Annotated in this window: 4 protein-coding genes and 1 pseudogene; all 5 read left to right on the top strand. The window is 63.0% G+C overall.

Annotation, left to right across the window (positions count from 1 at the left end; genetic code table 11):
• Positions 1–92 precede the first annotated feature (92 nt).
• The 5 genes and pseudogenes from typA to PHLH3_RS28145 all read left to right on the top strand — a co-directional run bounded on the left by typA (position 93) and on the right by PHLH3_RS28145 (position 13,068).
• Positions 93–1,910, top strand: coding sequence for a translational GTPase TypA (gene typA, locus PHLH3_RS28165; protein ID WP_111264267.1), 1,818 nt, complete (start codon positions 93–95; stop codon positions 1,908–1,910).
• Positions 1,911–2,179: 269 nt separating this feature from the next.
• Positions 2,180–3,829 (top strand): annotated as a pseudogene (locus PHLH3_RS28160) (ShlB/FhaC/HecB family hemolysin secretion/activation protein).
• Positions 3,771–5,525, top strand: coding sequence for a filamentous hemagglutinin N-terminal domain-containing protein (locus PHLH3_RS28155; RefSeq protein ID WP_348529851.1), 1,755 nt, complete (start codon positions 3,771–3,773; stop codon positions 5,523–5,525). Before PHLH3_RS28160 ends, PHLH3_RS28155 begins: the two are co-directional and overlap by 59 nt.
• Positions 5,489–12,616: a DUF637 domain-containing protein gene (locus tag PHLH3_RS28150; protein WP_213626837.1), complete on the top strand. Its 7,128-nt coding sequence runs from the start codon at positions 5,489–5,491 to the stop codon at positions 12,614–12,616. Before PHLH3_RS28155 ends, PHLH3_RS28150 begins: the two co-directional genes overlap by 37 nt.
• Positions 12,613–13,068 carry a hypothetical protein gene (locus PHLH3_RS28145; protein ID WP_213626834.1) on the top strand — a complete coding sequence of 152 codons (456 nt, stop codon included), beginning with the start codon at positions 12,613–12,615 and terminating at the stop codon, positions 13,066–13,068. The genes PHLH3_RS28150 and PHLH3_RS28145 overlap by 4 nt, the downstream gene beginning before the upstream one ends.
• The last annotated feature ends 245 nt before the right edge of the window (positions 13,069–13,313 follow it).

Raw genomic sequence — 13,313 nt, 5'->3', positions numbered from 1 at the left:
CCCCCCGACCAGTGGGCGGGCTGAATCGAACGTTTTTCATACAGGCCGCCTAGACTCAGCGGCGAACCGAATCCTCTGATCGAGATACACAAGTGATCGAAAAACTACGCAACATCGCCATCATCGCCCACGTCGACCACGGCAAGACCACCCTCGTCGACAAGCTGCTGAAGCTCTCCGGCACCCTCGACCGCAAAGAAGCGGAATCCGAGCGCGTGATGGACTCCAACGACCAGGAGAAAGAGCGCGGCATCACCATCCTGGCGAAGAACACCGCCATCAAGTGGAACGGCTACAACATCAACATCGTCGACACCCCCGGCCACGCCGACTTCGGCGGTGAGGTAGAGCGCGTGATGTCGATGGTCGACTCCGTGCTGCTGGTCGTCGACGCCCAGGACGGCCCCATGCCGCAGACCCGCTTCGTGACCCAGAAGGCCTTCAAGGCCGGCCTGCGCCCGATCGTCGTGGTCAACAAGATCGACCGTCCGGGCGCGCGCCCTGACTGGGTCATCGACCAGATCTTCGACCTGTTCGACAACCTCGGCGCCACCGACGAGCAGCTCGACTTCCCGATCGTCTACGCCAGCGCCCTGAACGGCATCGCCGGTCTCGACCACGAGAAGATGGACGACAACATGGACGCGCTGTTCCAGGCGATCATCGACCACGTCCCGGTTCCGGACGTCGACGTCGACGGCCCGTTCCAGATGCAGATCTCCCAGCTGGACTACAACAGCTTCCTCGGCGTGATCGGCATCGGCCGCATCGCCCGCGGCAAGATCAAGTCCAACACCCCGGTGGTCGCCATCAGCGACGACGGCACCAAGCGCAACGGCCGCATCCTGAAGATCATGGGTCACTCCGGCCTGCAGCGCGTCGAAGTCGCCGAAGCCGAAGCCGGCGACATCGTCTGCGTCAGCGGCATGGAAGAGCTGTTCATCTCCGACACCCTGTGCGACCCGCAGAACGTCGAAGCCCGTCCGCCCCTGACCGTCGACCAGCCGACCGTGAGCATGACCTTCCAGGTCAACGACTCGCCCTTCGCCGGCAAGGAAGGCAAGTTCGTCACCAGCCGCAACATCAAGGACCGCCTGGAGAAGGAGCTGCTGCACAACGTCGCCCTGCGCGTCGAAGCGGGCGAGTCCGCCGAGAAGTTCAAGGTCTCCGGCCGCGGTGAACTGCACCTGTCCGTACTGATCGAAACCATGCGCCGTGAAGGCTTCGAGATGGCCGTGGGCCGTCCGGAAGTGGTGATCATCGAGAAGGACGGCGAGAAGCAGGAGCCCTACGAGAACGTCACCATCGACATCGAAGAGCAGCACCAGGGCTCGGTGATGGAGCAGATGGGCCTGCGCAAGGGCGATCTGACCAACATGATCCCCGACGGCAAGGGCCGTGTGCGCCTGGAGTACACCATCCCGGCGCGTGGCCTGATCGGCTTCCGCAACAACTTCCTGACCCTGACCTCCGGCACCGGCATCCTGACCTCGACCTTCAGCCACTACGGCCCGATCAAGGCCGGCGAAGTCAGCAACCGTCAGAACGGCGTACTGGTCTCCATGGCCACCGGCACCGCCCTGACCTACTCGCTGGAAACCCTGCAGAGCCGCGGCAAGCTGTTCCTGGCCCCGGGCGACGAGATCTACGAAGGCCAGCTGGCCGGCATCAACAGCCGTGACAACGACCTGGTGATCAACCCCACCAAGGGCAAGAAGCTGGACAACATGCGCGCTTCCGGCAAGGACGAAGTCATCGCCCTGGTTCCGCCGATCAAGTTCACCCTGGAACAGGCGCTGGAATTCATCGCCGACGACGAGCTGGTGGAAGTGACGCCGAAGTCCATCCGCCTGCGCAAGAAAATGCTGAACGAGAACGACCGCAAGCGCTACGAGCGCAGCAAGGTCTGATCTCCGATCAGTGACTGAAAAGCCCCCGCCGGAGCGATCCGGCGGGGGCTTTTTATTGGGCATTCGGCAGCTCCTGCCCGGTGGACCTACAGGTGAGCCACAGCATCGTTCCTTTGCATGAGAAATTTCCCCTGGCCTCATCAGGCCAGGGCCGATAGGCCGGTCTTTGTCGAGTTGCTCTCATAGGCGCCTGTTTCGCCAGGCCCTTGCAAGGACTGCTCGCCGTGCGCCTTTCGACCTTTCTCGCGCTGTTTTCACCGCTACTTTTGATGCCCCTGGTATTGCAGGCTGCCGAGCCGCTTCCAGGCGATCGGGACCTGATCCGCGACCGCCAGGAGCGGTTGCTGGAAGAGCAGCGCAAGCGCCTGCAGGAACTGCAGCAACTGCCCGGCCGCGCCGAGCCGGTGGCCCCCAGCCAGCCCCAGGCAAAGGGCCCGTGCTTCGACATCCAGCGCATCCGCCTGCAGGGCGTGCACCTGATCAGCGAGGTGCGCCAGCGTGAACTGCTCAAGCCCTTCGAACACCAGTGCCTGGACAGCGGGCGCCTCAACGACCTGCTCAAGGCCATCACCCAGCACTACATCGACCGCGGCTACGTCACCTCCCGCGCCTATCTGCCGCAGCAGGACCTGGCCGACGGCGAACTGGACGTCATCGTCGTCGAAGGCCGCCTGGAGGGCGTGGAAGGCTCGGCGATCGCCAGCGACCGCGAACTGGCCCTGGCCTCCCCTGCGCAGACCGGCGAGCCGCTGAACCTGCGGGAACTGGAGCAACTGGTGGAGCAGATCAACCGGCTGCCCTCGCGCCCCGCCGAACTGGAACTGGTGCCCGGCAGCGAAGTGGGCGGCAGCCGCGTCCAGCTCAAGGGCGAGCCCGGCAAGCCCTGGCGGGTCGGCTTCAACCGCCACAACGACGGCCAGCGCAGCACCGGCGAGCAGCAGTGGGGCGCCAGCCTGGAATGGGACAGCCCCCTGGGCCTGGCCGACCAGCTCAGCCTGCGCGCCGGCGGCGACGCTGTCAGCGACCGCTGGCGCCACTCCGCCAACCAGAGCTTTTCCTACAGCCTGCCGTATGGCTGGTGGAGCTTCAGCTACGCCTACAGCCAGAGCTACTACCGTACCCGCAACGAGAGCAGCGGATTCCCCTTCGTCACCGACGGTGAAAGCAAGACCCACCAACTGCGCGCCGACCGCGTCCTGCACCGCGACAGCGTCAGCAAGACCGGCCTGAGCCTCGGCCTCGCCCACCTGGAAAACCGCAACTACATCGAGAACGCCCTGCTAAGCAACTCCAGCCCGCGCATCACCGAAACCCAGCTGGGCTTCAACCACGGCCGCCGGCTCGGCAGCGCTTTCGTCAACCTCGACCTCGGCTGGCAACAGGGCATCGGCGCCCTGGACGCCAAGAACAGCCGCATCGACGGCAAGAGCGGCACCAACGCCCGCTAAGACAAATACGGCCTCACCGCCAGCTACCTGCAGCCCTTCCAGCTGCTCGGGGAAAACCTCAGCGTCGACAGCCTCATCAACTACCAGCGCAGCGAAGACGAACTCAACAGCCCCCAGCACATCAGCATCGGCGGCCTCAGCTCGGTGCGCGGCTTCAAGGACCAATCCCTGTCCGGCAACAGCGGCGGCTACTGGCGCAACCAACTGCGCTGGACCCGCCCCGTGGGCTGGGCACCGCTGCAGCCCTTCGTGCGCCAGTACGGCCTCGCCTTCGCCTACGACCTGGGGCAGATCCAGGGCGACCGCAACAACGCCCGCACCCATGGCCGCCTGAGCGGCAACGCCCTCGAATTCAGCGCCCGTGGCCTGAACCTGGCCGTCTCGCTCACCTTCGCGCGGTCCCTGGAGCGCCCTGGCGTCATCGAACGCCGGGAGCACCCGATCTACGCCCGCCTCGACCTGTTCTACTGATTTCGCGTCACCCGGAGCCTCACCTCATGGACGTTCGCAGCCCCTTCTTCCAGAACATCGCCACCATCCTCGTCGGCGTCATGTTCCTCAACCCAATCGTCAGCATCGCCGCCGACCTGGCCGTGGATGCCGCCGCCGGTGGCAACACCAGCATCGGTGCCGCCGCCAACGGCGTACCTGTGGTGAACATCGCCACGCCCAATGGCAACGGCCTGTCGCACAACACATTCAGCGACTACAACGTCGGCGAGCAGGGGCTGATCCTCAACAACGCGACAGGCAAGACTCAGTCGACTCAGTTGGGGGCTACATCCTCGGCAACGCCAACCTCAACGGGCGCGCCGCCGGCGTCATCCTCAACGAAGTCACCGGCACCAACCCCAGCCAGCTCAAGGGCTACACCGAAGTGGCCGGGCAGGGCGCCCACGTCATCGTCGCCAACCCCCACGGCATCACCTGCGACGGCTGCGGCTTCATCAACACCCCCCGCGCCACCCTCAGCACCGGCGCCCCCATGGTCGAGAACGGCGCCCTCAAGCGCTACGACGTCGACGGCGGACAGATCCGCATCGAAGGGCAGGGGCTCAACGCCAGCAACGTCGACCAGTTCGAACTGATCACCCGCAGCGCCCAGATCAACGCCGCACTGCACGCCCGGCAACTGGCAATGGTCACCGGCCGCAACGACGTCGACGCCACCACCCTCGCCGCCACCGCCAAGGCCGACGACGGCACCGACAAACCCCAACTGGCCATCGACAGCAGCGCCCTGGGCGGCATGTACGCCGGCGCCATCCGCCTCGTCGGCACCGAACAGGGCGTCGGCGTCAAACTGGCCGGCGACATGGCCGCCAGCGGCGGCGACATCCAGATCGACGCCAACGGCAAGCTGACCCTTTCCCAGGCCGCCGCCAGCCGGGATATCGCCCTCAAGGCGCAATCGATCGAACTGGGCAACAAGACCTACGCCGGCCGTAACGTCAAAGCCGAAGCGGCCCAGAGCCTGACGCTGGAAAAAGACCGGAGCCTGGCGGCCGGCGCGCAGATCGACCTGAAGGCCGAGCAGCTCGGCAACCAGGGCGTGATCGAAGCGGGGGTCAATCGCGACAACAGCCGCAATACCACGGGTGATGTGAAGCTCAGTGGCGGCTCCCTGCGTAACCAGGGCACCGTGGTGGCCAGCCGAGACCTCGAGGCCGCGCTCACCGGCACGCTGGATAACCGCGCGGGTGCCATCAGCGGCAAGGCCAACACTCGGGTGGCGGCCAGGGCGCTGGACAACCGCGACGACGGCCTGCTGCTGTCCAAGGGCAGCGTCACGGTGGATGCCGAATCACTAGACAACCGCAAGGGCGCGATTGCCGCCGACCAGTCCCTGAACGTCAAGGTCGCCCAGCGCCTGGACAACCAGGACGGCGAGCTCTCCAGCCGAGCAGTGACCACCATTGACGCCGGACAGCTGGACAACCGGGGTGGCCAGATCAGCGCAGACCGCACCCTGACCGTCAGCGCCGACGCGCTGGACAACAGTGCAAAAGGCACCTTGAGCAGCCGTGGCAGCCTGGTGGTGCAGAAGGCGGCCCTGAACAACCAGGGCGGTACCGTCGTTGCCGACCAGCGCCTGGACATCACTGGCCAGCGCCTCGACAACCGGGGGGAGTGGTCAGCAGCAAGGGCGATGCGAGCGTTGCGGTAGAGGGTGTTCTGGACAACGCCGGGCCGGGCCGTGTCGTGGCCGAAGGCGCGCTCCAGGTCACTGCCCGCGAGCTGCGCAACAGCGCCGCCGGCCAGGTGGGGGCAAAGGGTAACGTCGAGATCAAGGTCGACACCCTTGCCCAGCAGGGCGGCGAATTGCTCAGTCAGGGCCATTTGAGCCTCGAAGCACGGCAGCTGGACAACCTCAGCGGCGGCCTGATCGCTGCCCGCCAAGGCATCGATGTGCGCGTCAGCGAGCGCCTGCGCAACAGCAGCGGAGAAATCTCCACCCAAGGCCAGGCCGACATCCGCGCCCAGGCCATAGCCGGACAAGCCCCCGCCGTACTGGACAACAGCCAGGCCGGCCTTATCTCGGCCGACCAGGGCCTGACCCTGACCGTCCAGCGCCTGCTCAACCACACCAAGGGCGTGCTGACCGCACGTGATCGGCTGGTGGTCCGGGGTGAAAGCCTGGACAACAGCGCCGGCGGCGTGGTCAACGGGCAGGGCAGCCTGGATCTCAGCCTCCAGGGCGGGCTGGTCAACCAGCAGGGCCTGATCACCAGCACCGCCGGCCTGCACCTCGAGGCCGCCAGCCTGGACTCCAGCCAGGGAGGCGAAGTGTCCTCCAAGGGTGACCTGCGCCTGAGCGTGGCTCGCCTGATCCAGCAGCAGGGGCGCCTGATCGGCGAAGCCGCCGTACACCTGGACCTGCAAGACGGCGACCTGGACAACCGCGGCGGCCTGCTCAGTGCCAAGGGGCCGCTCACCCTCGAACGCCTTGCCAGGCTGGACAACCGAGGAGGTGAGCTGTCCAGCCGCCAGGGTTACAACCTGACGGCGCAGGCCATCGACAACGGCGACCAGGGCAAGCTGATCAGCACGGGCCAGCTCGACATCGACCTGGGGCAAGGCGCGCTGCGCAATGCCGGAACCGGGCTGGTCTCCGGCTGGAAGGGGCTGACGGTCAAGGCCGGCAGCCTCGACAACCGCAGCCAGGGCACCCTGTCCAGCCGTGATGGCGACCTGCAGATCACCCTGAGCGGCGCGTTGGACAACCGCGATGCCGGTGACCTGGTCGGCAAGGGCACGGTCTCGGTCGACGCACAGAGCCTGGACAACCGCACAGGGGGCGTCGTCTCCAGCGTGGGCGACCTGAACCTCACGCTCGCCGATACCCTCGACAACCGCACCGGCCAGATCAGCAGCCAACAGTCGGCCAGCATCCACGCCAACCGCCTGGACAACAGCGCGGGTGAGCTGACCAGCAAGGCCGCGATGACCCTCACCCTGACCGGGCAGTTGCTCAACGCGCAAAAGGCCCGCCTGGCTAGTGGCGGCCCGCTGGTGCTCCAGGCTGCCGCCCTCGACAACCGCGGGGGCAGCCTGATCAGCCAGCAGCTGATGAAGCTGACCACCGGCGACCTGAACAACGCCGGTGGCACCCTGGCAGCTCGCAATGGCCAGGGACTGCTGCTGAGCGGCGTGCTGGACAACAGCGCCGATGGCCTAGTGCACAGCCAGGAAGGTCTCATCGACCTGCAGGCGCAACGCCTCGACAACCAGGGCGGCAGCCTCAGTGGCCAGCAGGGTGTCGTCGCCAGGCTGGAGGGTGCGCTCAACAACCGCAGTGGCCGCATCGAAACCGCACAAGGCGACCTGGACCTGCACAGCGCGGGCGACCTGGACAACCACGGTGGTGTTCTCAACAGCCTGCAGGGCGGGCTTACCGTCACCAGTGGCGGAGCGTTCGACAACGCCTCGGGCACCGCCCAGGCGCAAGCCGTCACCGTCACCGCCAAGGCCCTGGACAACCAGGGTGGGCATCTATCTGCACTCAGCGGCGAAACCCGCATCGACCTGGGCACTGGCACCCTCCTGAACCAGGGGGGCGGCCTCTACGCCCACCAACTGCTGAGCGTGATCGCCGGCGATTTCGACAACCGGGCCGACAGCCGAGGCCTGGGTGGCAAGGTGGCCGCCGAGCGCATCGACTTCACCCTGTCCGGCGCCCTGCGCAACGGCAACGGCCTGCTCGAAAGCAGCAGCACCCTGCGCCTTGCCGCCGCTCGCATCGACAACCAGCACGGCCGCATGCGGGCACTGGGCCAGGCGGGGAGCACCCGGATCCTCGGCAGCGCGCTGGACAACCGCAACGGCACCCTGGAAACCGCCAACGCCGAACTGGCGCTGGACGTCGATGACCTCTACGGCACCGGCGGCAGCATCGTCCACACCGGTGCTGGGCGTTTCGGCCTCAGCGCCGCCCAGGTCATGGGCGGCGGGGGCAACCTCAGCACCCAGGGCAGGCTGAACCTCAGCGCCAGCAACTGGACCAACAGCGGCGTGCTGGAAGCGGACCAACTGGTCCTCGACATCGGCACCTTCACCCAGACCGCCAGCGGCAAGCTGGTCGCACGGCAGTCCTTCAGCGGCAGCGGGGAGAACTGGACCAACCACGGCGTGCTCGCCAGTGACGGCAGCTTCACGCTCAATCTGAGCGGCGCCTACACCGGCCAGGGACAGCTCTCCAGCCTGGGCGAGCTGACTCTGAACACGGGCAGCCTCGATATCGCCAGCAGCGCCCGGATCGCAGGGGGCGCGGCCAGCACCCTCACCGTCAGCGGACTGCTGGCCAACCAGGGACGCATCACTTCTGCCGGCAGCCTGACGGCTCGCGCCGGCAGTCTCAACAACTACGGCACCCTCGGCAGCGCCGGCCTGCTGCGCCTCGAGACGCCATCGCTGCTCAACGAAAAAGGCCTGATCTTCAGCGGCGACGACATGGCGTTGCGGGTCAAGCGCTTCACCAACCGCTATGCCGACGTGTACAGCCTGGGGGCCTTGAGCATCGCCAGCAATGACCAATTGGCACGCAGCGACTTGCTCGAGAACCTGTCCGCTACGCTGGAAAGCGCCAAGGACATGCGCTTGGCTGCAACCACCCTGCTGAACGCCAAGGACGAGTTCGCCATGGAGGGCAAGCTGCTCTCGGCCCAGGCGTACCTGATCTGCGTTCAGCACTGCAAAAGCAGTTGGGGTGATAAGCGTGGCCAACTGACCCTCAATGAAGAGTGGGGGGCTGTCATCTCCAAGGACTCGCCAGCGGGCCAGATCCTGGCAGGCGCCAACCTGCAGATCGAAGGTGACCAGGTCACCAATCGCTACAGCACCCTGTCCGCCCGCAACGACATTGCCATCAAGGCCGGTGACTTGAAGAACATCGGCGCCCAGGCCATGTCCGGAAGCGTGCAGAAAGTCATCACCGCCAACCCCAAGGAATCCAACGGGGTGTATTACGGCCATCAGGCGCGTGTACAGAACTTCATGGCCCAGCACGGCACGGCTGCCACCTTCAGCGAGGCTGCCTACCTGGCCATGAAGGCGGGCTTCAGCCCGGCGTACTACCTGGGGATCGATGCGCCCGTTTCCGTATCCGGAAGCGGGCAGATACTCGCACCTGCGGTGATCCAGGCTGGCGGCAATGTCACCCTCCAGGCCAACAATAACCTGGACAACCTGCAAACCTACCCGAACACCGCCATCAACCATGGCCAGGCCCGCGGGGCGGATGTTTCGCTGAACCGAGCCGCCCAGCCCGTGGTCGTGCTGAACGCCCAATTGCCGCCCGACCTGCAGCAACGGCAGGTCAACCCGCTCACCCTGCCTGGCTTCGTCCTGCCGCAAGGTGATAACGGGTTGTTCCGCCTGAACACCCAGGCAGCCAATGACGACGGCGCCAGCCAGGCGCAAAGCCTGGCCAACAGCGGCGGCTGGCAGGTGCAGGGCAGCCAGGCTGCAGGCAGCAACCCGGTGGATACCGGCACACGAGTCCCCTCGGGGGTTGGCCAGGTCTCCCTGGGCGAGGTGCCCGTCAAGGGCCACAAGTACCTGATTGAAACCAACCCGGCTTTCGCCGATCTGGCGCGCTTCCTCAGCTCCGACTACATGCTGGGCAAGCTGGGTTATGACCCGGACCAGGCCCAGAGGCGCCTGGGCGATGGCCTGTTCGAGCAGCGGTTGATCCGCGAAGCGGTGGTGGCTCGCACCGGCCAGCGTTACCTCGCTGGCCTGACCAGCGACGAAGCCATGTTCCGCTACCTGATGGACAACGCCATCGCCAGCAAGCAGGCCCTCAACCTCGCCCTGGGCGTGAGCCTGAGTGCCGAGCAGGTCGCGGCCCTGACCCACGACATCGTGTGGATGGAAGAGCACGAAATACAGGGCGAGAAGGTCCTCGTACCGGTGCTCTACCTGGCCCAGGCACAAGGCCGCGTGGCACCTAACGGGGCCCTTATCCAGGGCCGTGATGTCACCCTCATCAGCGGCGGCAGCCTGAACAACCAGGGCACCCTGAAGGCCAGCCAGAACCTCAGCGCCAGTGCCGTCAACCTCACCAACAGCGGATCGATGCAGGCCGGCGAACGCCTGAGCCTGTTGGCCACCGAGAGCATCCGCAATGCCCAGGGCGGGATCATTGCCGGGCGGGATGTTTCGGTGAAAGCCCTAAGCGGCGACATCATCAACGAGCGCAGCGTCACCACCTTCGAGTCCGGTGGAAGCAACTACACCTACCGCAAGGACTACGTCGACGGTGCGGCGCGTATCGAAGCCCTCAACGACCTGGACCTGCGCGCAGGACGCGATGTGCAGAACGTCGGTGGCGGCCTCAGCGCGGGGCGAGACCTGCGGATCGATGCCGGGCGGGACCTACTGATCGTCTCGGCCGAGCAGCACGATCTGAGCAGCCAGAAGGACCGCAAGGGCAACAGCCGGCGCGAGCAGATTACCCAGTACGGCTCCGACGTCAGCGCTGGGCGTGACCTGACACTCTCCAGCGATCGAGACCTGGCCGTGGTAGCCAGCCGCGTGAAGGCCGGCGAGGACCTAACCGTAAAAGCCGACGGCAACGTCCTGATCGGTTCAGCCGCCAATGAGAGCCACTACGAATCCCACCGCAAGAGCCGCGGCAAGAAGGAGGACATCGAGCAGAGCCGGGTGACCCAGCAGGGCGCTGAACTCATCGCTGGCGGTGACCTGTCGGTGAAGGCAGGCGAAGACCTGAGCGTTGTCGCCAGCCAGCTCAAGGCCGGTGACGAGGCCTATCTCTACGCCGGTAAAGATCTCCAGCTGCTGGCCGCACAGGACAGCGAATACAGCCTCTACGACAAGAAGAAGAAAGGCAGCTTCGGCGCCAAGGAAACGCGCCGCGACGAAGTGACCGACGTACGCAACGTTGGCAGCCAGATCACCAGCGGAGGCGACCTGACCCTTGCCAGTGAAGGCGACCAGCTCTACCAGCGCGCCCACCTCGAAAGCGGCGGCGACCTGACTCTGGACAGTGGTGGTGCCATCACCTTCGAAGCGGTGAAGGACCTGCATCAGGAGAGCCACGAGAAGAGCAAAAGCGGCCTTGCCTGGAATTCCATGAAGGGGAAGGGCAACACCGATGAAACGGTGCTGCAAAGCCAACTGATTGTCCAAGGCGAAATCGTCATCAAAGCTGCTGATGGCCTGAAGATCGACATCAAGCACATCGATCAGAAGACCGTCAGCCAGACCATCGATGCGATGGTGACTGCTGACCCGAAACTGGCCTGGCTGAAGCAGGTCGAGCAGCGCGGCGATGTCGACTGGCGCCGGGTTAAAGAGATCCATGACTCCTTCAGGTACAGCCACTCGGGACTAGGCGTTGGCGCGCAGTTGGCGATCGCTGTCTTCATTGCAGCCGTTGTTGGACCCATGGCAATTGAAGCATTGGGCACCGTAGGCGGTAGCGCGGCTACCAGTTTGGCTACAACGGGAACGATCAGCACGGTCAACAACAAAGGCAACCTCGGGGCTGCTCTCAAGGAGACCTTCAGCGGCGACAGCCTGAAAAACGCAGCGGTTGCAGGCGTAACAGCGGGCCTGACTGAGAGCTTCTATGACGGTGTGCTGAAGACTAAAACCAACCCGGTCACCGGCAAGGTTACGGTCGACCTCAGCAGTATTGAGGGTATTGGGCGCTTTGCCGGCAACCAGGCACTACAGGCGGGCACTTCGGCAGCGTTGAACAAGGCGTTGGGCCGAGAAGTGGAGCTCAAGGATGCCTTGCAAACGGCATGGTTCAACACGATTGCAGCGGCCGCCTTCAATGCAGTGGGAGACCACACGAAGGATGTTCTGGCTGATGGGAGTCCGGGAAAAGTCGCCATCCACGCCCTTGTGGGAGGTTTGCTTAGTGAGGCAACAGGCGGTGACTTTGCAAGTGGAGCATTGGCGGCCGGAGCGAACGAGGCGCTGATCGAAGACCTCAATGCTTTGGTGAAAGGTAATGAAACCCTTCTGCAGATGGCGTCACAACTCGTAGGCATCCTTGCCGCAGGGATAACCAATGGCGATCCTGAAAATACGGCATGGGTGACCAAAAATGCGACTCAGTATAATTATTTACTACATGAAGAGATTGCTCGTGAGGCGATTGAAGAGGCCAAGGAGCGTTGCAAGTCAGACCCACTCTGCCCCAAGACTGTTGATACAGATGTAGCACTTCAGGCACTGAGGGTTATTGGAGGAAAAGATGTATCCGCTGCGCGGGCTTTAGATAAAGATGCCGTTGCGTTCGCTGGATATATGTTGCGCAGGGATAAAGACCTACGCTATGAAATATATTTCCCAGAAAGCCTTAAAGAAAATGTAGTTGATAATCTGCCGCTAGTGATCGATTTGGCCTTCCCTGATGTTTCTGGCAAGGCGAAGGTGGCAGCTAAGGTAACTAATAAAATTGGAAAGGAGACAGCAGAGGCTCTTGAAAAGAAATTCGGTGAGTCTCTGGCTAAAGATACAGCAGGACGCGCTGGAAAAGCTGGCATAAAAGAATTAACTGTTCAGCAGCAAAAATCCATACGATCTCTTGAGAAGCAAATTGCCAAGCATGAGAAGAAAATCCAAGATTTCAAAGATAATCCAACTGTAAGGTCGGGCATGGAAAATATGCCAAAGGAGGCAATTAAAATGCAGCAGCAGAGAAGGATTCAGCATCTGGAGACAGAAATTAGAACATTTAAAGATAATATAGAAAAAATAAAGCGAGGAGAGATTGAGTCATGATGGAAAAGTGCAAAAATGGCCGTATTTTACTCGTGACAGATGTTGAATATTTAGAGGAGGGATTAGGGTTTGGTTGGGTGCCGTATGTGGTTTTAATTACAGCCTACAGTAAACCCTCGGTTGAGGGTGTTGTATTGTGTAAGTTGGTTAATATGCTCTTGGGAAGAGGTGCTAAAAGCTTTATTTGTGCTGGTCCGTTTTCAGAAGCTTTGCATGATGAGATTGATAGGGTTATCTATGAGCGTTGTGAGTATTTTCATGCTGAGGAAGAGTTAGAAGTTACTACTACATATCATGATGATGAGCCTGTAGATGATGTGGTTGGCTATTTTGTCTATGGCGCCAGTATTCCAGATACTAAATCTGGTGGGCTATTGGCTATCATAGGGGAGGGTGGGCAGGAGGTGAGAGACTGTTTAAATAAGTATGTCACTAAGGATGCCCTGAAGTAGGCTGTTGATCTTGATCGATTTCAGTTTCTGTCGGTTTTGAAAGATACAAGCCGATCAATCCTGACTAAGTAGCCTGTCCTGAATTGGCGGTTTCAGGAGTTGCAACGCGGCTAATGAATTGAAGCCGGAACATCATGCTGCATAGCCAAGCTTCTTTGCATCACTTCACCCATGGGTTTCGATCGGGCATTTGAAGGCGAAGCGTTTGCGCGCGCATGTTCAGTTGCAGCCAGTTGCTCCTAGCC

Source organism: Pseudomonas sp. Pc102 (assembly GCF_018408275.1).
Lineage (GTDB): Bacteria > Pseudomonadota > Gammaproteobacteria > Pseudomonadales > Pseudomonadaceae > Metapseudomonas > Metapseudomonas tohonis.
This window is presented reverse-complemented; position numbering and strand designations above follow the sequence as displayed.

Bases quoted from the DNA above. Each gene is read 5' to 3' on its own strand.
- PHLH3_RS28145 (WP_213626834.1), top strand. From the start codon at position 12,613: ATGATGGAAAAGTGCAAAAATGGCCGTATTTTACTCGTGACAGATGTT.